The organism is Streptomyces sp. NPDC042201, assembly GCF_055582185.1.
Window position 1 is genome coordinate 465,973 of record NZ_JBVJDS010000004.1, and the last position, 21,839, is coordinate 487,811.

16 protein-coding genes are annotated in these 21,839 nt (G+C 71.6%); 5 read left to right on the forward strand and 11 right to left on the reverse strand.

What is annotated here, in order from left to right; all coding sequences use genetic code 11:
• Positions 1-35: 35 nt before the first annotated feature.
• Together ACZ6MZ_RS12460 and ACZ6MZ_RS12465 are read right to left on the reverse strand one after the other, a co-directional pair.
• Positions 36-1,565, reverse strand: coding sequence for an amino acid permease (locus ACZ6MZ_RS12460; protein ID WP_389792812.1), 1,530 nt, complete (start codon positions 1,563-1,565; stop codon positions 36-38).
• A gap of 87 nt (positions 1,566-1,652) precedes the next feature.
• Positions 1,653-2,660: a hypothetical protein gene (locus tag ACZ6MZ_RS12465; protein WP_389792810.1), complete on the reverse strand. Its 1,008-nt coding sequence runs from the start codon at positions 2,658-2,660 to the stop codon at positions 1,653-1,655.
• A gap of 746 nt (positions 2,661-3,406) precedes the next feature.
• Between ACZ6MZ_RS12465 and ACZ6MZ_RS12470 the strand changes: the two genes are divergently transcribed.
• Genes ACZ6MZ_RS12470 through ACZ6MZ_RS12480 form a run of 3 tightly spaced genes read left to right on the forward strand, consistent with a single transcriptional unit; the run spans position 3,407 to position 7,722 of the window.
• The gene (locus tag ACZ6MZ_RS12470) at positions 3,407-4,903 is read left to right on the forward strand and encodes an FGGY family carbohydrate kinase (RefSeq protein ID WP_469351485.1); all 1,497 of its coding nucleotides are present in this window, start codon (positions 3,407-3,409) and stop codon (positions 4,901-4,903) included.
• 12 nt (positions 4,904-4,915) lie between these two features.
• Positions 4,916-6,343 (forward strand): FAD-dependent oxidoreductase, encoded by a 1,428-nt coding sequence (locus ACZ6MZ_RS12475; protein ID WP_469351487.1) that lies wholly within the window; start codon positions 4,916-4,918, stop codon positions 6,341-6,343.
• Positions 6,340-7,722, forward strand: coding sequence for an NAD(P)/FAD-dependent oxidoreductase (locus tag ACZ6MZ_RS12480; RefSeq protein ID WP_469351489.1), 1,383 nt, complete (start codon positions 6,340-6,342; stop codon positions 7,720-7,722). Before ACZ6MZ_RS12475 ends, ACZ6MZ_RS12480 begins: the two co-directional genes overlap by 4 nt.
• Before the next feature lie 270 nt (positions 7,723-7,992).
• Here ACZ6MZ_RS12480 and ACZ6MZ_RS12485 read toward each other — a convergent pair whose 3' ends face one another.
• Genes ACZ6MZ_RS12485 through ACZ6MZ_RS12505 form a run of 5 tightly spaced genes read right to left on the reverse strand, consistent with a single transcriptional unit; the run spans position 7,993 to position 14,477 of the window.
• A complete protein-coding gene (locus ACZ6MZ_RS12485) occupies positions 7,993-9,459 on the reverse strand; it encodes a mucin-5B (protein ID WP_469351490.1) in 1,467 nt (488 codons plus the stop codon).
• The gene (locus ACZ6MZ_RS12490) at positions 9,459-10,433 is read right to left on the reverse strand and encodes a substrate-binding domain-containing protein (RefSeq protein WP_469351492.1); all 975 of its coding nucleotides are present in this window, start codon (positions 10,431-10,433) and stop codon (positions 9,459-9,461) included. Before ACZ6MZ_RS12490 ends, ACZ6MZ_RS12485 begins: the two co-directional genes overlap by 1 nt.
• Positions 10,430-11,542 (reverse strand): ABC transporter permease, encoded by a 1,113-nt coding sequence (locus tag ACZ6MZ_RS12495; protein WP_469351494.1) that lies wholly within the window; start codon positions 11,540-11,542, stop codon positions 10,430-10,432. The genes ACZ6MZ_RS12490 and ACZ6MZ_RS12495 overlap by 4 nt, the downstream gene beginning before the upstream one ends.
• Positions 11,539-13,077 (reverse strand): sugar ABC transporter ATP-binding protein, encoded by a 1,539-nt coding sequence (locus ACZ6MZ_RS12500; protein ID WP_469351496.1) that lies wholly within the window; start codon positions 13,075-13,077, stop codon positions 11,539-11,541. The genes ACZ6MZ_RS12495 and ACZ6MZ_RS12500 overlap by 4 nt, the downstream gene beginning before the upstream one ends.
• A complete protein-coding gene (locus tag ACZ6MZ_RS12505; protein WP_389792794.1) occupies positions 13,074-14,477 on the reverse strand; it encodes an aldehyde dehydrogenase family protein in 1,404 nt (467 codons plus the stop codon). The genes ACZ6MZ_RS12500 and ACZ6MZ_RS12505 overlap by 4 nt, the downstream gene beginning before the upstream one ends.
• A gap of 407 nt (positions 14,478-14,884) precedes the next feature.
• On the opposite strand from ACZ6MZ_RS12505, the gene ACZ6MZ_RS12510 reads away from it, so the two are divergent.
• Complete coding sequence (locus tag ACZ6MZ_RS12510) at positions 14,885-16,627, forward strand: TIGR03767 family metallophosphoesterase (protein ID WP_469351498.1); 1,743 nt, start codon at positions 14,885-14,887, stop codon at positions 16,625-16,627.
• A gap of 13 nt (positions 16,628-16,640) precedes the next feature.
• Here the strand turns inward: ACZ6MZ_RS12510 and ACZ6MZ_RS12515 are convergent, their stop codons facing one another.
• A complete protein-coding gene (locus tag ACZ6MZ_RS12515; RefSeq protein WP_469351500.1) occupies positions 16,641-17,225 on the reverse strand; it encodes a TetR/AcrR family transcriptional regulator in 585 nt (194 codons plus the stop codon).
• A complete protein-coding gene (locus tag ACZ6MZ_RS12520; protein ID WP_469351502.1) occupies positions 17,222-18,682 on the reverse strand; it encodes an MFS transporter in 1,461 nt (486 codons plus the stop codon). Before ACZ6MZ_RS12520 ends, ACZ6MZ_RS12515 begins: the two co-directional genes overlap by 4 nt.
• Positions 18,683-18,943: 261 nt before the next feature.
• Here ACZ6MZ_RS12520 and ACZ6MZ_RS12525 point away from each other — a divergent pair, with 261 nt between their 5' ends.
• Positions 18,944-20,200 (forward strand): DUF4032 domain-containing protein, encoded by a 1,257-nt coding sequence (locus ACZ6MZ_RS12525; protein WP_469351504.1) that lies wholly within the window; start codon positions 18,944-18,946, stop codon positions 20,198-20,200.
• A 58-nt stretch (positions 20,201-20,258) separates the two neighbouring features.
• On the opposite strand, the gene ACZ6MZ_RS12530 is transcribed toward ACZ6MZ_RS12525, so the two are convergent.
• Positions 20,259-21,275, reverse strand: a complete 1,017-nt coding sequence (locus tag ACZ6MZ_RS12530) for an NAD(P)/FAD-dependent oxidoreductase (protein ID WP_469351505.1) — start codon at positions 21,273-21,275, stop codon at positions 20,259-20,261.
• Positions 21,272-21,823 (reverse strand): isoprenylcysteine carboxyl methyltransferase family protein, encoded by a 552-nt coding sequence (locus ACZ6MZ_RS12535; RefSeq protein ID WP_469351507.1) that lies wholly within the window; start codon positions 21,821-21,823, stop codon positions 21,272-21,274. The genes ACZ6MZ_RS12530 and ACZ6MZ_RS12535 overlap by 4 nt, the downstream gene beginning before the upstream one ends.
• Positions 21,824-21,839 lie beyond the last annotated feature (16 nt).

Below are 21,839 nucleotides of genomic sequence, written 5' to 3' on the forward strand. Positions count from 1 at the left end.
CCACGTCCTGCTGGGTGCTGCTGAACAGATACCTTCTAGACAATGCTTTCGGAGATCTCCGACTGCTCGCGGGCGCTTCCGTACGCCTTCGGCGTGCTGTACGAGCCACGGGCGACGTACCACCACACCGTCGCCAGCACCAGCACGACGGCCAGCGCGATCACGGCGTAGTTCATCGAGTCGGCCGTGACCGGGTTCGACTGTGGCAGACAGAAGAGCACCGTGACCAGGGCCACCCACACCACGGCGATCCAGCCGATCGGCTTGCTCCAGCGGCCCAGCGTCCAGGGTCCTGCCTCGAAGCGGTTTCCGGCGCGCAGCTTCAGATAGATCGGGATGGCGTACGCGGGGGTGATGCCGATGACATTGATGGCCGTCACCGCGCCGTACGCGGTCGCGGAGTACAGGGACGGCACGGCGAGCAGGCACGCGACGATGACCGACAGCCAGACCGCGGGGACCGGGGTCTGGGTGCGGCTGCTGACGCGTCGCCACAGCGCGGAGCCCGGCAGGGCGTTGTCGCGGCTGAAGGCGAACACCATCCGGCTGGCCGCGGCGACTTCCGCGTTGCCGCAGAACAGCTGCGCCACGATCACGAGCAGCAGCAGCGCGGTGGCACCGCTCGTGCCGAGGGCGTCGATCAGGATCTGCGCGGGCGGCACGCCGGTGGCGCTGTTCTGGGCGCCCGCGTAGTCCTGGATGGCGAAGGTGAGGCCGGCCAGCAGGACGAAACCGGCGATCCAGGAGACCCAGATGGCCCGTACGATGCCGCGCGCGGCCGTGACGGAGGCGTTCGAGGTCTCCTCCGACAGGTGAGCGGAGGCGTCGTAGCCGCAGAAGGTGTACTGCGCCAGCAGCAGGCCGATGGCGGCCACATAGATCGGGTTGTCCCAGCCGGTGTCATTGACGAACTCGGTGAAGACGAACGAGGCCGACTGGTGGTGGTCGGGGATGATCGCGAGGGCGCCGACAATGACGGCGACACCCCCGAGATGCCACCACACGCTGATCGAGTTGAGCACACTGACCAGCCGGACGCCGAACAGGTTCAGCACGGCGTGCAGCAGCAGGATGCACATGAATATGACCATGGTCCAGCCGGGCGTGGGGGTGAACCCGAACTGGAGGTTCAGAAAGGCCCCGGTGAACAGCGCCGCGCCGTAGTCGATACCGGCGATGGCGCCCAGCAGCCCGAGCAGGTTGAGCCAGCCGGTGTACCAGCCCCATTTACGGCCGCCCAGCCGGTCGGCCATGTAGTAGAGGGCGCCCGAGGTGGGGTAGGCGCTGGTGACCTCGGCCAGCGCCATGCCGACGCAGAGCACGAACAGGCCGACGCCCGCCCAGCCCCAGAGCATCACCGAGGGGCCGCCCGCGCCCATTCCGAAGCCGTACAGGGTCATACAGCCGGACAGGATGGAGATGACGGAGAAGCTGATGGCGAAGTTGCCGAAGCCACCCATACGGCGGGCGAGGACCGGCTGATAGCCCAGTTCGCGCAGCCGTTGCTCTTCATCCCTCTGCGGTGTGGGGTCGGCCTTCGACCAGGCCGGTGGGGAGACGGACATGGAAGTACCTCCGATAAGGACATCAACAAGGGGGGACGTCAGTGGTGCGGTGGGACATGGTGCGGTGGGACGCGGTGCGGACGCGGCTCAGCCGGACGGCCCGTTCCGCGGATCACGGGCCGCGCCGAGACAGCGGCTTCGGGCGCGGAGGAACACCTCCTCGGCCTGAGCGGAGTCACCGGGGCTGCGGGTGCGGTACGCCCACGGCAGAGCGGCGTAGAACGGCCCCAGCGCTTCGAACACCCGGGCCGCTTCATCGAATTGGAGCCCGCCCCACAGGGCGTGCGCCAGATAGTTGAGGTCGAGCAGCGAGACCTCGTCCAGGGCCGCCCGGTCGAACCACAGATGCAGGGCGCGCAGGGCGTCCCGGGTCGCGTCCTCCGTGACCCAGTGGAGGTCGAGCGCCTTCTCGTGGCCGTTCTCACGGCGGTAGCGCTCCACCCTGACGAACAGCGGCAGGGCGTGCAGCGCGGAGCCCTCGGGCGCCGAAGAGGCCGCCCACTGAACGAAGTTGACCGCCTCGGACAGCGATCCGTCGGTCCGCCGCGCGTAGACGAACTGCAACATGCGGTGGTACGCCTCGCGGTTGCACGGATCGCGCTTGTCGGCCTCGGCCAGCAGGGCCCAGGGGCCGGGGAACAGCATCGGCCCCGGCGGAGCCAGCCGGTGTTCCTCCAGCCGCTGCCGGCCGTCGAGTTGGGAGAGAGCCAGCAGACACACCCAGGGCACGGGATCCGCCGGAGCGTGGCGCGCTGCGTCTCCGCAGGCCTCCCAGGCCCCCTGCCACAGCTCCTGGGTGCGTGGATGCCCCTCACGATGGGCTCGTAGGGCGCGCTCCACCAGGACCCGGGTGTGCATCACGGTCGCGGCGACGCTCCGGGGCTCTTCCGCCCGCCATGCCTGTACGGCGTCGGAACCGGCCGCCACGGTGGCCAGCACCTGGGTCCGCTGGGTCCAGCGCGCCCAATCGGGCGTCTCGTCAAGGAGGTTGCGCATCGAGACCCAGCGGCCGGTGCGCAGATCCTGGACCGCGGTGCGCAGGTCGTTGTCGTGGCCCGCCGGGTGGTAGACGGGGCGGAAATTCCCGCTCGCCATCAGCTCGGCTCCGTCCGCCCGGGTGGCGACAGGAGCGGGGAAACTAGCGCCTGTTGCGAAAGTCCCGCCTGGCTCGCGACGCCCGGCACGCACGCTCGCCGCGTTGTCGGAGTCGTCCAAGTACGTCCAGTACGAGGACGATCCTCCGCCTTGCGATCGCACGCGCCGGACGCCGCGAGCCCCGCCCTGCGGGCGGACGGCGCTACTTTCGCAACACGCCCTAGCACAGGGCCCCCGTCCCTGTCCCTGGCGGCCCAGGGACGCGGGCGTCTCGCGCACTCCCGCGGTCCGGGGTGTGCGCCCCGCGGGCCGTACATGACCGGGCACGGCCGAAGAGGCGCCCGGGTGGAAATGTGGTGGTCATGGATCCTCTGGAACGGTGGGGGGTGAAGCGGTCCGGCGTCGTCGTACGAAGACACGGACCTGTCGTGCCCGCAGGCAAGGGCGAACCGGTCGAGGACGCCCTGGCGCTGTTCGGCGATCAGTGTAGGGCTCGGAGTGTCGGCACTCGAACACTTTGCTGATCTTTCGCAACTCTCTGTTGATCAACGGGGGTTGGGCACCTCCCGGGCCCGCTTCAACGGGCCGGGTCCGGGCCGCCGGGACGGGCCGTGCCGCTTCCGGTCACGGACGGCCCAGAGCACCCTTGACGCCCGCTCTGACCTGCATCACGCTTTCGCACAGCGATCACGTACCCCCTCACGTACCTGCGACCGAAGCACGTACCTGCGACCGAAGAACGGGACATGCCGCCAGCCCAGCACGCGCACAGCGCCTCCGGAGGCTCAGCCGCCCGGCCGGTACTCGCCATCGATCAGGGCACCTCGTCCACCAAAGCACTGGTCATCTGCCCCGAACGCGGGGTGATCGGCACGGGATCCGCCCCGGCGCCTCCCCGGTACGGCTCCGGCGGACTCGTGGAGGTCGATCCGGCCGTCCTGCTGTCCTCCGTGCTCGACGCCGGACGCCAGGCCCTCGCCGACGCGGCGGAACCGGTCGCGGCCGTCGGACTGGCCAACCAGGGCGAGACCGTGCTCGCCTGGGATCCGGACACCGGCGCACCGCTCACCGACGCGATCGTCTGGCAGGACCGGCGCGCCGAGTCGATCTGCGCCGAACTCGCCCCGTACCAAGAGCAGTTGACGCAGATGACCGGGCTGCCCCTCGACCCGTACTTCGCCGCGCCCAAGATGGCCTGGATCCGGCGCCGGCTGACCCGCGAGGGCGCCGTCACGACCAGCGACTCCTGGCTGATCCACCAGTTGACCGGCGCGTTCGTCACGGACGCCGCGACCGCGGGACGTACCCAGCTGCTCGACCTCGACCGGGTCGACTGGTCACCCGCGGCCCTGGACCTCTTCGGGCTGTCCGACGAGGCACTGCCCCGTATCGTCGACGCCGCAGGACCGGTCGGCACCACCACCGCCTTCGGCGACGAGATCCCGCTGACCGGGCTGCTCGTCGACCAGCAGGCCGCACTGCTCGCGCAGAACGTGACCGAACCGGGCACCGCCAAGTGCACCTACGGCACTGGCGCGTTCCTCCTGGCGCAGACCGGCGACCGGCCGCGCCGGGGGACGACGGGCCTGGTCAGCTGTGTCGCCTGGCGGCTCGGCGGACGTACCAGCTACTGCCTCGACGGACAGGTCTACACGGCCGCTTCCGCCGTGCGCTGGCTCACCGATCTCGGGGTGATCTCCGGGGCCGCCGATCTCGATCCGGTCGGCTCGTCCGTACCCGACAGCGGCGGGGTCACGTTCGTACCGGCGCTCGCCGGACTCGCCGCGCCGTGGTGGCGCGGCGACCTGCGCGGCTCGGTGACCGGTCTCGGGCTGGACACCGGCGCCGGGCATCTGGTGCGCGCGCTGTGCGAGGGCATCGCCGCCCAGGTCGTGGAGCTGGCCGACGCGGTGGCCGCCGATCTCGGTACGCCGCTGACGAGCCTGCGGGTCGACGGGGGTCTCACCCGGTCCGCGCTGCTGATGCAGACCCAGGCCGATCTGCTGCAACGCCCGGTGGAAGTCTCGGCGTTGCCCGATGTCACGGCGCTGGGGGTGGGCGCCCTCGCGCGGCTGGGACTCGATCCCGAGCTGACGCTGCGGCAGGTGATCCCGGAGTGGAAGCCCGCCGCGGTCTATGAACCGCGGATCGGCGCGGCCGAGGCGGCCGACCGTCTCGGCGTCTTCCGCTCGGCGGTGGCCGCGCTGCTCGACCGTACTCCCCCGCCCGCCGATCCACGCTGAGCCTGGAGCACGATGACTGTCACGACCGCGGGAGATCTGCCGGACGAGGTGTACGACGTCGTCGTCATCGGCGCGGGGGTGGTCGGTACGGCCATCGCCCGCGAACTGACCCGGTATCCGCTGCGTATCGCGGTGGCCGAGGCGTCGGACGATGTCGGCGACGGTACGTCGAAGGCCAACACGGCGATTCTGCACACCGGTTTCGACGCCGTGCCGGGGTCGCTGGAGTCCCGGCTCGTGCGCGAGGGACAGCGGCGGCTGGCCGACTACGCCGAGGAGACCGGTATCCCGGTCGAGCCGCTCGGCGCGCTGCTCGTGGCCTGGGACGACCAGCAACTGGCCGCGCTGCCCAAGCTGGTGGAGAAGGCCGAGCGCAATGGCTACCACGAGACGCGGATCATCGGCGCGGACGAGCTGTACTCCCGCGAGCCGCGCCTCGGTCCCGGCGCGCTCGGCGCGCTCGAGGTGCCCGGCGAGAGCGTCATCTGCCCATGGACGACGACGCTCGCCTACGCCACACAGGCCGTCAGGGGCGGCGCCGATCTGCATCTCAACTGCCGGGTGGAGAAGGCCGTGAGCGGCTCTCCCCATCACCTCACCACCGTACGTGGACCGTTGCGCACGCACACGCTCATCAACGCCGCCGGTCTGTACGCCGACGAGATCGACCGGTGGCTCGGCCACGCCGACTTCACCGTGACGCCCCGGCGCGGTCAGCTCATGGTCTTCGACAAGCTCGCCCGCGAGCTGGTCCGGCACATTCTGCTGCCGGTGCCCACCGCGGTCGGCAAGGGGGTGCTGGTGGCACCGACGGTGTACGGCAATGTGATGCTCGGCCCGACCGCCGAGGACCTGGACGACAGAACGGCCACCGGCTCCTCCGCGCGGGGGCTGGCCTTCCTTCGGGAAAAGGGCCGACGGATCATGCCGGAGCTGCTCGACGAGGAGGTCACCGCCGTCTACGCCGGGCTGCGCGCCGCCACCGAGGACGACGACTACCGGATTCGCGCTCATACCGGCCAGCGGTACGTCACGGTGGGCGGCATCCGCTCGACGGGGCTGACCGCGTCGATGGCCATCGCCGCCCATGTCGTGGAGCTGCTGGCCGACGCGGGCCAGGAGCTGGGGGCGCCGGGTGACCTCGAACCCGTACGGATGCCGAACCTCGGCGAGGCGTTCCCGCGCCCCTACGAACGCGCCGATCTGATCGCCGCCGACCCGGAGTACGGCAGGATCGTCTGCCATTGTGAACGGGTCTCCCGAGGGGAGATCCGCGATGCCCTCGCCAGTACCGTGCCGCCCGCCTCACTCGAAGGACTGCGGCGGCGTACCCGCGCGCGGGGCGGCCGGTGCCAGGGCTTCTACTGCGGCCCCGCCGTGCGCGCCCTGTTCGCGCCCGACGGCGGCGACCCACCCCTGCGGCCGGAGGTCGGACCATGAGCGCGACGACGAACCGGGACGGACTGTCCGTCCCGGATCCCGACCGGCGCGAGCGTACGGTCGATGTGCTGGTGATCGGCGCGGGCCCGGCCGGTCTGGCGGCGGCCGCCCGGCTGGCCGCCGCGGGCGCGGGGACGGTCGAGGTCGTCGAGCGCGAGGAGCAGGCCGGGGGCATTCCACGCCACTGCTACCACTCCGGTTTCGGGCTGCGTGACCTGCGGCGCCCCATGAGCGGCCCGGCGTACGCCCGGCACTGGTGCGATCTGGCGACCGGAGCGGGCGCGGCCGTGCGCACCGGTGTCTCCGTCACCGGCTGGGCGGACCCGCCCACCCGTGGCCCCGGCCGTCCCGGGGCGTGGGGGGCCGCTGCGCGGGGCCCGTTCGCACCGGGACACCCGGGGCCGGGTGTCCCGGGCCCGCTCGCCGTGGACACCACGAGCCCGGACGGGCTGGAACGCCTCACGGCCGGGGCGGTCGTGCTCGCCACCGGCGCCCGCGAACGCCCGCGCGCCGCACGGCTGGTGCCGGGAACCCGGCCGGCCGGGGTGTTCACCACCGGCGAGCTGCAGCAGGCCGTCCATCTGCACCATCAGCGGGTCGGCCTGCGGGCCGTCGTGGTCGGCGCGGAACCCGTCAGCTACTCCGCGGCACGCACCCTGCGCGGCGCGGGCGTCGAGGTCGTCGCGATGGTCACCGACCAGCCGCGCCACCAGTCGTCCTGGGCATCGGGGGCCGGCGCCCGGCTGCGGCATCGGATCCCGCTGCTCACCGGGACGACCGTGACCGGACTGCTCGGCCGTGGCCGGCTCTCCGGTGTCGCGCTCCGCCGCGGCGACGGCAGGACGACGACCCTCCCCTGCGACACGGTCGTGTTCACCGGTGACTGGATCCCCGACCACGAACTGGTCAGGCTGGGCGGAATCGCCCTCGACCGGGGCACCCGGGGCCCGGCGGTCGACACCGCGTTCCGTACGGCCGCGACCGGGGTCTTCGCGGTCGGCAACCTGCTGCACGCCGTCGAGCCCGCGGGCACCGCCGCCAGGGAGGGCCGGCTCGTCGCGGGGCCGGTGCTGCGCTATCTGGCGGACGGGGGGTGGCCGGGCGGCCAGGTACCGGTAGAGGTCGACGCGCCCCTGCGATGGGTCGCGCCGAACCGCATCGACCCGCGCGGCCCGCGCCCACCCCTGGGCCGGTTCACGCTGCGTACGGCACGCCCGGCCGGCCGGTCATCGGTCCTGGTCGTCAGCCAGGACGGACGGCTACTGCACCGGCAGCCACTACGCCGCGGAGCCGTACCGAACCGACCGCTGTACGCCGCAGCCGACTGGATAGACCGGGCTGACCCCGGCGGAGGCCCGGTCGTGATCACCCTGTCGTAATCCTGGTAGGGCGTGATCCCGGTCGTGCCTGATCCTGTTCGTACGTGATCCTGTTCGTACGTGATCCTGTTCGTACGTGATCCTGGCCGTGCGTGATCCTGGCCGTGCGTGATCCTGGCCGCGATCACCGCCGGCTGAACGAAGGCGGCCCCACCGGCGGAGGGGGGTGTGCCGGTGGGGCCGGGGAGCTCGGGCGGCTGAGGGGAAGGCCGCGAGCTCGGGTCGAAGGTGCGCCTTCCCCCGTCCCCGCGACCTATGCGACCTGTCGCGCTACTTCTTGGTCGCGGGCACGAACAGCTTGATGTCCGTCAGGCTCGCGCTCCCCTCGTACACATTGGTGTACAGGTCTCCGATCACGAAGGAGTCCGGGTACGCGGAGCCCGCCGGCCACTGGTCGGGCCAGGTCGAGCTGCCGTTGTTGTCGTTCTGTACGAGGGTGTTGTTGAAGCGGCCGTCGTACTCGCCCGGCTTGACGTTGTAGTGCCAGATCGGCTGGTTGTTGACGACGAAGTTCCGGTGGAAGCGCAGCGTCTTCTGGCCGGCGCGGGCGAAGTTGCCGCTGGCCTCCAGCGTGTAGCCGGTGGCATCGCGCTCGATGGCGAAGACGTAGTCCTGGTTCGGCATCAGCTCCGGTTGCAGCTCCGCCGCCGAGGACAGCTGCTGCTCGGCGACCCCGCCGGAGCAACTGGTCATGAACCACTGGGAGTTGCCCGCCAGGCCGCCCTTGCCCGGCGTCCAGTTCGGCAGTCCGCTGATCCACATGTTGACGGTGTTGAAGCTGCTGTCCTTGTAGTCGTAGTACGTGTTGCCGTTGGAGTTGCAGACCCGGCCGCCCGTACCGGTGCCGACCCGGTCGGGGTGCTGGGCGAAGGAGTCCATCAGCACCTTGCGGCGGTAGTGCCAGAAGTGGTTGTTGCGCGGGGCGGGGTTCGCGAAGTCGACGATCGACAGGTAGTGGAAGCCGTTGTAGCCGTAGTTGCCCTCGCGTACGTCCTGCCATTCGCAGTACGGCGCCGCCGCGTCACCCTCCCATCCCGGGCTGTTGGAGCCCTCGCCCCACGGGTGCTGCGTCTTGCAGCCGTCCTTGCTGTAGCCGTTGGTCCGGTTGTCGTAGTCGATCGTGCCGTTGCGCTTGCCGCCGAAGTCGATGGTCTTGAGGCGGTATTCGATGCGGTACTGGTCGGGGAGCTGCCCGGTGGGGCGGAAGATGGCGCCGCCGGTGTGGTCGGGAACCTTCAGCTGGGCGACGGTCTTGCCGCCCGCCGTGCCATTGGTGATGGACGGCGGCTTCTCGATCTGGCCGTCCTTGTTCCAGTCGCGCGCGGACAGCGAGGCGGTGAGCCAGCCGCCGTCGCCGACCTTGAACTCTTTGCGGTAGGTGGCGAAGGAGTCGAACGCCGTGTCCCAGGCGCTCCCGTAGTCGTTGCGGTACCACTTCCCGTTGTCGTCCATGATCGTGTCGAACGGCTGGTTATACGTCTCCCGAGTCCAGGCGGCGTGGCCCGGGTCGAGCGTCCTGGAGAAGTCCTCGGAGTGCAGTAGCCGCCAGTCCGCCTTCGGGTTCTTGTCCTTCGCCGGCTGCCCGGCGCTCTGCCCGGCGGCCTCCGTGTCCGGGGCGGCGGACGCCGTGCCGAGGGTCAGCGGCAGGACGAGTGCGCCGCAGACGAGGCCCGCCAGCGCGTAGTGGTGATTTCTCCGCGGCCGCACATGGGTGCGGCCCGTGGGGGTGCGGTTCATCAGAAGATGCCCTTCGGGTCGTAGTACTTCTCCGCGTTCTCCTTGGTGACACGTGGTGAGGGGACGACCGTGTCCTTCTCGGTCTTCTTGCCGTCGAGGATGTCCACGGTCCTGTCCAGCCCGAGGCTGCCGATCACATCGGCGTCGTTCAGGCCGGTGACCAGGTAATTGGTTCCGTCGAGGATGGCCTTGAGCGCTTCGGCCTGCCCGTCGACGCCCGCCAGCACGATCTTGTCGTCGCGGCCCGCGTCCTTGATCGCGCGCTGGGCGCCCAGGCACATGGCGTCGTTCTCGCAGAAGACGGCGTCGATGTCGGCGTGGGAGGCGAGCAGGCTCTCCATCACGTTCAGTCCGCCGTCGGAGCTCCAGTTGCCGAAGTCGGGGGCCTCGACGAGCGTGATGCCGGGGGCGTTCTCCAGGGCCGCCTTCACCCCGTTCGTACGGGCCTGGCCGATGCTGTTGTCGGCGGGGCCGCCCTTGACCAGCGCGACCGTCCCGCCCTGGGGCAGCCGCTCCACCAGGTACTCGCCGTTCTGCTTGCCGATCGCCTCGTTGTCGGGGCCGATCCAGCTGCTGTACGTGCCCGTGCGGAACTTGCGGTCGACCAGCACCGCCGGCTTGCCGGCCGCCTTGAGGGAGTTGAGGACCGCGGGCGCGGACTCCAGCGGGCCGCCGGAGATGATCACGGCGTCGACGTCCTTGCTGAGCAGGTCCTCGACATTGGAGGCGAGCTTGGCGGCGTCGCCGCCCGCGTCCGTGCTGACGGTCTCGACGCCCTTCTCCTTCGCCCGTGCCTTGATGGCCCGGTCCATGCCGTTGAAGTAGGGCCCGCTGAGAGTGAAGTTGGCGATGCCGACGGTGTACGAGCCGTCTCCCGCACCTCCGCCACCGCTGCCGCCGTCGGAGGAGCAGCCGGCCAGGGCCGCGGCGAGGGCTCCGGTCACCAGCACACCGGATGCTCTTTTCATGATCATGACAACTTGACCTTTCCGGGGTTCGACGCGCCGATGGCCGTACGGAACCGGCCGGTGCGCTGGACGAGGATGACGGCGATGATGATCAGGCCCTTGAGCACCTGCTGCCAGAAGCTCTGTACGTCGTACAGGTTCAGCAGGTTGTTGATCAGGGCGAGTACGAGAACGCCGGCGAAGGTGGCCCGTACCGACCCCTTGCCGCCCGCCAGACTGGCCCCGCCGATCACACAGGCCGCGATGGCGTCGAGTTCGAAGGCGGTGCCGACACTGGGCTGGGCGATACCGACCCGGCTGGCGAGGATGACGCCCGCGAGACCCGCGCAGGCGCCGCTGATCGCATAGGCGAGCACGATATGGCGGCGGACCCCGATACCGGCCAGCCGCACGGTCTCCGCGCTGCCGCCGATCGCCACCAGCGACCGTCCCGCCGGGGTGCGGCTGAGGAAGATCCCGCCGGCCAGGAAGACCGCCAGCATGATCAGGGTGGAGACGGGCAGCGGGCCGAGCACCGCGGAGCCGAGTTCGAAGAAGCCTTCCTTCTCGGGCGCGACGGGGGTCTCGGAGTAGACGAAGGCCAGCCCCCGGATGGTGGTGAGCGCGGCCAGGGTCACCACGAACGGCGCCAGCTGGAAGCGGGCCACCAGCGCCCCGTTGACCAGGCCGAACCCCACCCCGGACGCCAGGCCGATCAGCATGGCGAGCGGCACGGGCAGCCCCGCGGACAGGCCGGCGGCCACGATGCCGGAGAAGGCGACCACCGAGCCGACGGAGAGGTCGATGCCGCCGGTGAGGATCACGGTGAGCATCCCGAAGGCCAGCAGACCCGTGGTGACCATCTGTTTGAGCAGATTGGTGATGTTGCCTTCGGTGAGGAAGGCATCCGTGGTCGATCCGGCGATCACTATGAAGGCGATGAGCAGCGCGGCGAGCCCGGCCTCCAGGGTGAGATCACGGCCGGCCACGGTCAGCCGGGGCAGCCGCCGGGCGGCGGGAGCGGTCTCGGCGGGACCGGTCGCGGCGGATCCGGGCTCAGTCGTTGCGGGCTCAGTGGTTCCGGGCTCAGTGGTCCCGGGCTCAGTGGTCCCGGCTTTGGTGAGCGGGTCGGTCATGCGGCGTGTCCGATCGCGTGGGCGAGGACGGTGTCCTCGGTCGTACGGTCCGAGGGGAGGTCGGCGGCGATCCGGCCCTCGTGCATCACCAGCACCCGGTCGGTGGCGCCCAGTACCTCGGTGAGGTCGGAGGAGATGAGCAGCACGGCCAGGCCGCCGCGGGCGAGTTCGTCGAGCATCCGGTAGATCTCGGCGCGGGTGGCCATGTCCACCCCCCGGGTGGGCTCGTCCAGGAGCAGCACGCGCGGTCCGGTGAGCAGCCACTTGGCGAGCACGGCCTTCTGCTGGTTGCCGCCGCTGAGGGCGCGTACGGGAAGCTTCGCCGCGTGCGCGGGGCGGATGTCCAACTGCTCGGCCATCGCGGTGACATCACGGCGGCGCCGGCCCGCGTCCAGCAGGGGGCCACGGGTGGTGGTACGGAGCGTGGTGAGGCCGATGTTCTCCGCGGTGGTCAGCCCGAGCACCAGTCCGGTGCGCTTGCGGTCCTCGGTGACCAGAGCGAGTCCGGCGGCGATGGCCTCGCGCGGGGTGCGGAAGCGCTCGGCGTCGCCGCCGGCCGTTCTGACGCTTCCCGAGCGCGCGGGCTCGGCGCCGAAGACACAGCGCGCCAGCTCGCTGCGGCCCGAGCCGACCAGTCCGAACAGGCCGGTGATCTCCCCGGCCCGCAGGGTGAAGGAGACGTCCCTGAACTCCCCGGGGCGGTCCAGCCCCTCGACGGTGAGCAGCGGCTCACCGGGGTCCTGGCGGCGGTCGGGGTAGAGCTGTCCCGGCCGCCTGCCCGCCATCAGCCGGATGAGTTCGTTCTCGTCGGTGCGCTCGGGCGTGGTCTCGGCGACCACCCGACCGTCCTTGATCACCACGATGGAGGTGGCCAGTTCCGTGACCTCGGCGAGGCGGTGCGAGACGTACACGATGAGCACCCCGCGCTCCTGGAGCCTGCGGATGAGCGCGAACAGCGCCTCCAGATCGCTCCCGGCGAGCACCGCAGAGGGCTCGTCGAGGACCAGGACCCTCGGCTCGCCGCCCTCGGTCACCAGCGCCTTGGCGATCTCGGCCATCTGCTGCCGGGCCACGGTGAGCCGGCCCGCCTTCGTCCGCGGGTCGATGGCGCCGTACCCGATGGATTCCAGCAGGTCGCGGGCGCGGGCATGGGCGGCCCGCCAGTCGATGAGGCCGCCGAACCGCCGTGGGAAGTGGCCCATGAGGAGGTTCTCGGTGACCGACAGCTCGGGTACGAGGGTCAGTTCCTGGTGGACGGTACGGATGCCATGGACATGGGCGTCGTGCGGGGAGCGCAGCTCGACGCGCTCACCGTCGATCCTCAGCTCCCCGGCGCTCATGTGCTCGGCGCCGGCCAGGATCTTGATCAGCGTGGACTTGCCCGCCCCGTTGGCGCCGACCACGGCGAGCACCTCTCCGGCCCGGCCGGTCAGATCCACGCCGTGCAGTACCTCGGTGGAGCCGTACGCCTTACGCACCCCGCGTATCTCCAGGGCCGTGCGGGCCGTGCGGTCGGTCCGGGTTGCGCTGCTCACCCGAACGCCTCCATCACCACGATGGTCTTCTGCCGGGTGAACTCCAGGGCCGTGTCGTGCAGGCCCTCGGCGGAACCGCCGGTGTCCTTCGGCCCGCCGAAAGGCAGGTTCTCGGCGCGCAGGGCGGTGGAGCCGTTGATGATCACACCGCCGACATCGAGGCGACCCGCGAGGGTGAAGGCGCGCTGGATGTCGCGGGTGAAGACGGCCGCCTGTAGCCCGTACGGGGACGCGTTGGCCATCCGTACGGCGTCCAGCGGATCGCTGAACCGGGCGACGGGCGCGACCGGGCCGAAGATCTCCTCGGCGAGCGCAGGGCTGTCCGCCGGTACGTCGACGAGGACGGCGGGGTCGCTGAAGGCGCCGCGCCGCGCTCCCCCGGCCGCCTTGCGCGCGCCGTCGGCGACCAGGGCGGCGACCGCCGCCTCCACGCGCTCGGCCGCCTCCTCGCTGATCAGCGGACCCACGTCGGTGCCGTCGGCCAGCTGGTCGCCGACGGTGAGCTTGGCGGCGCCCGCCAGCAGGGCGTCCACAAAGGCGTCGTGCACGCCGTCCTGGACGTACACCCGCTTCACCGCGCAGCAGATCTGGCCGTTGCCGCGCGCGAGCCGGCCGAGGACGACGGCGTTGGCGGCCTCCTCCACATCGGCGTCGTCGCAGACGATCAGCGCGTCGTTGCCGCCGAGTTCGAGGTGGACCTTCTTCAGGGTGTCGGCGGCGCGGCGGGCGATCTCGCGTCCGGCGAGGGTGCTGCCGGTGAGACTGACGGCGGCGGCGCCGGGGCGGGTGGCGAGCTCCTGGGAGATGTGCACGCCGCCGGTGAGCAACTGGTGGGCGCCGTCCGGGAGTCCGGCCCGCGCGACGAGTTCACCGATCCGCACCAGGGCGAGCGGGCAGCGCGCGGGCGGGTGGACCAGGACGGCGTTGCCCGCGGCGAGCGCGGCGGCGGCCTTGTGGGCGTACAGCTCGACCGGGTAGTTGAAGGGCACCAGCGCGGCGACCGGGCCCAGCGGCTCCCGGACGGTGACGGCGAGGTGGCGCTCCAGGCCCGGCACGGCGCCGAGCGGGATCTGCCGGCCGAACAGCCGGGTCGCCTCGCCGGCGAACCCGCGGAAGATCCGTACGGCGGCCTTGACCTCCTCGACCGTCTGGAAGAGGGGCTTGCCGTTCTCGGCCGCGAGCAGCCGGGCCAGGCCATCGCTCTCGGCCTCGATCACGTCGGCCACGCGTAACAGCAGGTGGGCGCGTTCATGGGCGGGCAGCGCGGCCATGGCGCGCTGCCCGTGTGCGGCGGCGGCGAGGGCGCCGGCTATGCGGTCGGAGGTGAAGTCCTCGACCTCACCGAGACGTTCGCCTGTTCCGGGGTTGTGGACGGACAGCGGTGCGGTACGGGTCGACATGCGTCGCTCTCCCTGTACTGGCCTTGGCAGAGGCGGTCAGCTCTGCGGAAAGTCGCTGCGATGCTGGCGCACCGTCCGCAATTCGTCAACACATCTAACAAAACCCCGGACCATGTGGCGCAAGGTCATCGGCCATGTATCGGGACGGGCAAGCGCGCCGGTGGACGGACGCGTGGGACGGGTGGGGCGTCTTCCCGCGAGGGTGAACGGTGAGTGACCACCTCCGGTCGCGCGGACGAGGGTCCGGCGACGGTTGGCCGTCGCGAGTGATCCCTGTGTGGTGATCGGTGTTGGCCGTTGGAACGTCGTTCACGCGCAGGCCACGCCCGGTGCCGACCATCGAAGTGCAGCCAGGGGGCCGTCCCCAGGCGCGCTCGCTGATGCGCTCGCACTCGGGAGACCGGACCATGACACGCATACGCTCCGCAGTCACCGCTGTCGATCGCCGTTCCTTCCTCACCGCGACCGGAGCGGTCGGCGTTTCGGCCGGAATCGGGCTGGTGCTCGGCGCGGGCGGCGGTTCCGGACAGGCCGCCGCCGCTCCCGGGAGGACCGCCGCGCCCGCGGCGCCGGGCCCCCGTACCTCGGCCTCCCCCACGCCCACCCGCGCCGTGCCCGCCCGTACGACGCTGGAGTCGGTCGCCGCGCCGCGCGACACCTCGGCGGCCTTCCGGCGGCTCGGTGACGGCCCCGGCTGGCGCAGGGTCGTACGGGAACGGCTCGCGGCCCCCCGGGTCGGGCGCGCCGACCGGCGTACCGTACTCAGCTCCTTCGTCCAGCTCACGGATCTGCATCTGGTGGATGTCCAGCACCCGGTGCGCACCGAGTATCTGCGCTCGCAGCAGCTCTCGGGGTGGCGTCCGCAGGAGGCCCTCACCGTGCCGGGCGCGGTGGCGCTGATCGAGCAGATCAACGCCCTGACGGCGGGGCCCGCGACCGGGGCTCCGCTCTCCTTCGCCGTGACGACCGGCGACAACACCGACAACAACTCCCGCGCGGAACTGGACTGGTTCCTCACCGTGATGAGCGGTGGCCGCATCACCCCCAACACCGGCGACCACCGGCAGTACGAGGGCGTGCAGAACTCCGGCGAGCGGCTGTTCTGGCACCCGGAGGACGCCCGCCGCGACACCGACAAGCAGCTCGGCTACCCCCGGATCGACGGATTCCTGGCCGCCGCGATCAGCTCCGTGAACAGCCCGGGGCTGCGGATCCCGTGGTACTCGACGGTCGGCAACCACGACAGCCTGGCCAGTGGCGCCCTCGCGGACCGGTCCGGATTCCTCGCGGAATTCGCCGTCGGGGCGCGGAAGTTGTACGGCGTCCCCGACGCCGAGGCCAAGAAGCTGCTGAAGATCCTGTCGAAGGGCAGCAGTCCCGCCGGCACCGAGCTGGTCGAGCTGCTGCGCCACTCGAAGCGCTCGATGCGCTCGATCACCCCCGACCCCGGCCGGGCGCCGTTCGGCCCGCGCGAGTATCTGACCGCGCACCTCGACCCGGCCCGTGCCGGAGCCGGTCCGGCCGGCCATGGCTACACGTCCGCCAATCTCGACAGCGACACGCTCTACTACACCTTCCCCATGGGGGAGAACATCACCGGCATCAGCCTCGACACCACCGACCGCGCCGGGCACTTCACCGGCTCGCTCGGCACGGCCCAGCTGAACTGGCTGAAGCGGACGCTCAAGGAACTCCGGGACGGATACGTCGTCGTCTTCAGCCACCACAACAGCTGGACGATGACCAACACCCACCCCGACCCGGCCCACCCCGGCGAGGCCCGGCACAACGGTGACGAGGTCGTCGCGCTGCTCGAGCAGCACCGCAATGTGCTGGCCTGGGTGAACGGGCACAGCCACCGCAACTCGATCCTCCCGCACGGCGGTTTCTGGGAAATCTCCACCGCTTCGCACATCGACTTCCCGCAGCTCGCCCGGGTCATCGAGATCACCGACAACGGGGACGGCACCCTGTCCCTGTTCACCACGCTGCTCGAGTCCGCCGCACCGCACCGCACCGATTTCCGGGATCTCTCGCAGACCGGTCTCGCCGCGCTCTACCGGGAGTTGTCGCACAACGCGCCGGGCTCCACCACCGCCCCGGCGGGCAAGTCGGCGGACCGCAACACCGAGTTGCTGCTGACCCGCTGACCCCGGCCGGCCGTCAGCCGGTGACCAGGCGCTGGAGCGCGGGAGCGTACAGGTCGGCCAGATGCTCCGGCGTGGCCGCCGCGCCGGCGCCCGCGCGGTGCAGGCTGAGGGTGGCGCCGAGCCCGAGGAGCTGGCCGGCGATCAGCTCTGCCCGCAAGGTGCGCTCCCGGCCGGGCAGCTGCGCGGCCAGTCGTTGGGTGACCTGCTCATGGAAACGTTCGCGCAGCAGGGTGCGTTCGTCGTCGTTGCCCAGGGAGAAGACGACGCGCAGCAGCGGATCCCCCTGCTGCTCGCGGCGGCTGCGCACCACGGTGAGCACCAGATGCCGGCCGAGGGTGTCGAGGGGCGCGGCGAAGAGCTGATCGGACGCGGGGCCGAAGTCGGCGACGGTGTTGAACAGCTCTTCCTTGGTACCGAAGTGCTTGACGATGAGCGAGGCGCTCACGCCCGCGTCGGCGGCGATGCCCCGCATGGTCACCTCGGCATAGGGGCGGAAGGCGAACGCGCGCCGCGCGGCGCGCAGGATCGCGTCGCGCCCCGTACCCGTGTCGGCGCCGGCCCCCGGGCCGGCGATCCCGTCAGTTGCCTGCCCGTTCATGCGCCCTCCTGGGCGAGCGACGTCGTCAGATCCCGCCCGACGGTACCGGTCTTCCGGGACCGCTGAGCCGGCAGACACAGCGTGACGGCCAGCGCGAGGAGCGCCGCGCCCGCCGCGATGAGGAAGACCAGCAGATAGGCGTGGAGGGTGGGCGCCGTACGTCCGCCGGCCTGGAAGGTGACCTGGGTGAGGACGGCGGCGACGGCCGCGCTGCAGAATGCCTGTCCGACCGACCGCATCAGGGTGTTGAGACCGTTGGCCGCGCCGGTCTCACTGACCGGCACCCCGCGCATCACCAGTGCCGGCAGCGCGGAGTAGGCGATGGCGGTGCCCGCGGCGACGATCGTGGCGCCGAGGATGATGGTCCAGAGCTGGTGGCTGGTGAAGAAGCGCACCACATAGCCGACGGCCAGGATGGCCGAGGCGAGCGCCAGGGCGGTCTTGGGTCCGTACGTGGCGGAGATCCTGGCGGACACCGGCGACAGCGCGACCATCGAGAGTCCGCCGGGCAGCAGGCACAGTCCGCTGACGACGATGGACGCACCGAGGCCGTAGCCGGTGCTCGTGGGTTCCTGCACCATCTGCGCGGTGGTCAGGGAGTTGGCGTAGAAGGCGAAGCCGATGAGCAGGGCGGCGATGTTCGTCAGCAGCACCGCGGGCCGCGCGGACACCCGCAGATCGACCATCGGGGTGGTGACGCGCAGCTCGTAGCGGCCCCAGACCAGTGCGATCACCACGGCGAGAACGAGAAGTCCGAGGGTACGCGCGGACGTCCAGCCCCAGTCGCCGCCCTGGGTGACCGCCAGCAGCAGACTGACCAGCGCCGCGGAGAGGCCGAGCGCACCGAGGACGTCAAAGCGGCCGCGGGTACGCAGCGGCGACTCGGGGACGCAGAGCAGGACGAGCACGATGTCGAGCAGACCGAGCCCGGCCGAGGCCCAGAACATGGTGTGCCAGTCGAAGTGCTCGACGACCAGCGCGGCGACGGGCAGCCCGACGGCCGCGCCGATGCCCAGCGTCGAGCTCATCAGCGCGATCGAGGGCAGCACGCGCTCGGGCGGCAGCTCGTCCCGCATGATGCTGATGCCCAGCGGTACGACGGCGAGCGCGGCGCCCTGGAGGGCGCGTCCGGCGATGAGCACGCCGATGTGGGAGCTGACGGCGCACAGCACGGAGCCGGCGACCAGCACCCCGAGCGAGGCGAAGAGCACCCTGCGTTTGCCGTACATGTCGCCGGCCCGCCCGAGCACGGGGGTGCAGATGGCTCCGGTGAGCAGCGTGATGGTGACAAGCCAGCTGGCGGCGGTGGGGGTGGCTCCGGTGAGGGCGGGGATATGCGGCAGGAGGGGGACGACGAGCGTCTGCATGACGGCCACGACGACACCGCAGAACGCCAGGACGGCGACGAGGAAACGGGGGTGCGGGGCCTCGGCGGGCTCGGATATCGCTCCGGACATGTCTCTCCGTACGGGGTGGGACGACAGGGGCGGGACGCCGACAGGGGTGGGACGCCGGGGTGCCGGCGGGGGCGGGACTGCGGGGGTGCACAAGCGTTCACCCCAGGGTAAACGCTTGTGCACCCCTGCGGGGCGCGGAGGGGGGCCGAACGTGGTCACCGCGCGCCTCCCCCGGCCCCCGGTGGCACTCCCGCCACCCTGCACACTGGTCTGGGCGGTTCCGGGTCCGGTCCCCGCCCGACGACCGCCGTGGGAGGCACGATGGCGCTGCAGATCAGCGCGACCAATCCGGAGCAGCCGGCCGTGCTGCTGGACCTGCCCTGGAACGCCCCGCTCGACCAGTGGCCCGAGGAGTGTCTCGTCGCGCTCCCGCGCGGTATCTCCCGCCATGTGGTGCGGTTCGCGTCCACCGGGTCCGAGGTGGTGGCGGTCAAGGAGATAGCCGAGCGGGCCGCGGTGCGCGAGTTCGGCCTGCTGCGCGATCTGCACCGTCTCGGCATTCCCGCCGTGGATCCGGTGGCGGTGGTGACCGGGCGCGTGGACGCGGACGGCGCGCCACTGGAGTCGGCGCTGATCACGCGTCACCTCAAGGGGTCCTTGCCGTACCGCTCGATGTTCGAGTCGACGATGCGCCCCAGCACCGTCAAGCGGCTCATGGACGCGCTGGCCGTGCTGCTGGTGCGGCTCCATCTCGCCGGTTTCGCGTGGGGCGACTGCTCGCTGTCCAACGCTCTCTTCCGGCGGGACGCCGGGGCGTACGCCGCCTACCTGGTGGACGCCGAGACGGGACAGATCCAGCAGAACCTGAGCCGCGGCCAGCGCGACTACGACATCGAGCTGGCCCGGGTGAACATCGCCGGGGAGCTGATGGACCTGGAGGCGTCGGGCGCGCTGCATCCGTCCGTCGACCCGGTGCCGTTCGGCGCGGCGATCGTCCAGCGGTACGAGGACCTCTGGCACGAGCTGACGCGCGAGTCGGTGTACCCGGTGGGCAAACGGCACTACATCGACCGGCGGATCCGCCGCCTGAACGATCTGGGCTTCGATGTGGCGGAGATGCAGATCGAGCGCTCCCCGGTGGGTGACACGGTCACGTTCCTGCCGAAGGTGGTGGACGCGGGCCACCACCAGCGCCAGCTGCTGCGGCTGACCGGTCTGGACGCCGAGGAGAACCAGGCGCGGCGCCTGCTCAACGACCTGGAGAGCTGGATGGCCGGCGAGGAGGACTACGCTCCCGGCGATCCGCTGGGGGCCAGGCCCGAGGTGCTGGCGCACCGCTGGGTCCGTGATGTGTTCCGGCCGACCGTGCGGGCCGTACCGCTGGAGCTGCGCGGCGAGATGGACGCGGCGGAGATCTACCACGAGGTGCTGGAGCACCGCTGGTATCTCTCGGAGAGCGCGGGGCGTGATGTCGGCCTGGAGGCGACGATCGAGGACTACATCGCGCGGGTCCTGCCGCGGACGGCGCGGGCGATGACCCCGCCGGCGACGGACTCGGCGGCCGGCCTGTCCCCCTGATCGGCCGGGGAGAGGCCGGGCGCGGCAGTCCGGTGGCCACCTGGACCGGTACGGCCCGTCACTGCAGGGCGCGTACCGCCGCCGCGAAGACCGACGGCATCCGGGCCGCCGCCGGGACGATCAGGCGGGCTCCCGCCGCGTGGCCACTGACCCGCAGCAGCCCTTCCGTCAGGAGCCGGTGGCGCCGGGACAGCGCGCGCCACAGGCCCTCGTAGTCCTGCGGACGGCCGGCGCGCAGGCACCGTACGGCCGCCTCCGCCGACGCCAGCGCCAGTGCGATGCCCTCGCCGGTGAGCGCGTCGACATAGCCCGCCGCGTCGCCCACGAGCAGCACCCGCCCCGCGCTGCGGCGCCGCACCCGCTGCCGCAGGGGCCCTGCGCCCCGCACGGCGTTCGCGGGCGGTCCTGCCAGCAGGGCGAGCAGCTCCGGGAAGCCGGCCAGATGGTCGTCGTAACCGCGCTTCGCCGTGCTCAGCACCGCCACCCCCACCAGGTCGTCGGCCACGGGCGTCACATACGCCTCGCCGGCCGACGACCAGTGCACCTCCACGAAGTCCGTCCACGGCTTCATGCGGTAGTGCCGCCGCTGGCCGTAACGCCGGGGCCGGCGGTCGGGCAGATCCAGGCCGAGCCGGTGCCGTACGGGCGAGTGCAGCCCGTCCGCGGCCACCAGCCAGCGCGCCCGCAGCCCTCCCGCCGTCACCGAGTCCGCGCTCTGCTCCACCTCGGTGACCCGGCCGGTCACGATCTTGACGCCGGTCTCGTCGGCGCGCCGCGCCAGGGCCGCGTGCAGTTCCGTACGCCGCACCCCGAGCCCAGGGCCGTCGTCGAACGGGGCCTCGGCGCGGTGCGGTCCGCGCACATAGCGGATACCGCGCAGCGCGTGGCCGCGCGGGAGGTCGAGGCCGAGGGCGGACAGCGCGCGTACGCCGCTGGGCATCACCCCCTCGCCGCAGGCCTTGTCCACCGGGGTGGTACGCGGTTCGATCACCACCGCTTCGAGGCCGGCCAGCGTCGCGTGGACCGCGGTGGCGAGACCGGCGGGCCCGCCGCCCACGACCAGCAGGTCGATCACGGGCGGGCGCCCACGGTGTCCGTCTCGTCGCCGCCCAGGGCGAACCCCGGGGCGAGCACGCGGTTCTCGCACCGTATCCGGACGGTCAGCAGCGCCGCGTTGAGCACGGTGAACGCGAGCGCGGTCAGCCAGGCGCCGTGTACGAGAGGCAGCGCGAGGCCCTCGGCCACCACCGCCACGTAGTTGGGGTGCCGCAGCAGCCGGTACGGACCGCCCGTCACCAGCGGAAGTCCGGGCACGACCAGCACCCGGGTGTTCCAGCGCGGGCCCAGCGTGCTGATGCACCACCAGCGCAGCGCCTGCGCGGCGACGACGACGCCGAACATCGTCCAGCCCAGCGCCGGGTCGAAGGGCCAGCCGGCCGCCCAGACCTCCGCGAGGCAGCCCAGGAGCAGCCCGGTGTGCAGGACGACCATCGCCGGATAATGCCCCTGCCCGCGCTCGACGGCGCCGCGCTCCAGGCTCCAGCGCGCATTGCGGCGGGCGACGACCAGTTCGGCGACGCGCTCCGCACCGACGGCCAGCACCAGCACGGTGTACCAGATCATGTCTCCCCGTCCCTCC

What these genes read in the sequence shown, in the direction of transcription:
- ACZ6MZ_RS12460 (WP_389792812.1), bottom strand. Translation starts at nt 1,565, where the DNA reads ATGTCCGTCTCCCCACCGGCCTGGTCGAAGGCCGACCCCACACCGCAG.
- ACZ6MZ_RS12465 (WP_389792810.1), bottom strand. Translation starts at nt 2,660, where the DNA reads ATGGCGAGCGGGAATTTCCGCCCCGTCTACCACCCGGCGGGCCACGAC.
- ACZ6MZ_RS12470 (WP_469351485.1), top strand. Translation starts at nt 3,407, where the DNA reads ATGCCGCCAGCCCAGCACGCGCACAGCGCCTCCGGAGGCTCAGCCGCC.
- ACZ6MZ_RS12475 (WP_469351487.1), top strand. Translation starts at nt 4,916, where the DNA reads ATGACTGTCACGACCGCGGGAGATCTGCCGGACGAGGTGTACGACGTC.
- ACZ6MZ_RS12480 (WP_469351489.1), top strand. Translation starts at nt 6,340, where the DNA reads ATGAGCGCGACGACGAACCGGGACGGACTGTCCGTCCCGGATCCCGAC.
- ACZ6MZ_RS12485 (WP_469351490.1), bottom strand. Translation starts at nt 9,459, where the DNA reads ATGAACCGCACCCCCACGGGCCGCACCCATGTGCGGCCGCGGAGAAAT.
- ACZ6MZ_RS12490 (WP_469351492.1), bottom strand. Translation starts at nt 10,433, where the DNA reads ATGATCATGAAAAGAGCATCCGGTGTGCTGGTGACCGGAGCCCTCGCC.
- ACZ6MZ_RS12495 (WP_469351494.1), bottom strand. Translation starts at nt 11,542, where the DNA reads ATGACCGACCCGCTCACCAAAGCCGGGACCACTGAGCCCGGGACCACT.
- ACZ6MZ_RS12505 (WP_389792794.1), bottom strand. Translation starts at nt 14,477, where the DNA reads ATGTCGACCCGTACCGCACCGCTGTCCGTCCACAACCCCGGAACAGGC.
- ACZ6MZ_RS12510 (WP_469351498.1), top strand. Translation starts at nt 14,885, where the DNA reads ATGACACGCATACGCTCCGCAGTCACCGCTGTCGATCGCCGTTCCTTC.
- ACZ6MZ_RS12515 (WP_469351500.1), bottom strand. Translation starts at nt 17,225, where the DNA reads ATGAACGGGCAGGCAACTGACGGGATCGCCGGCCCGGGGGCCGGCGCC.
- ACZ6MZ_RS12520 (WP_469351502.1), bottom strand. Translation starts at nt 18,682, where the DNA reads ATGTCCGGAGCGATATCCGAGCCCGCCGAGGCCCCGCACCCCCGTTTC.
- ACZ6MZ_RS12525 (WP_469351504.1), top strand. Translation starts at nt 18,944, where the DNA reads ATGGCGCTGCAGATCAGCGCGACCAATCCGGAGCAGCCGGCCGTGCTG.
- ACZ6MZ_RS12535 (WP_469351507.1), bottom strand. Translation starts at nt 21,823, where the DNA reads ATGATCTGGTACACCGTGCTGGTGCTGGCCGTCGGTGCGGAGCGCGTC.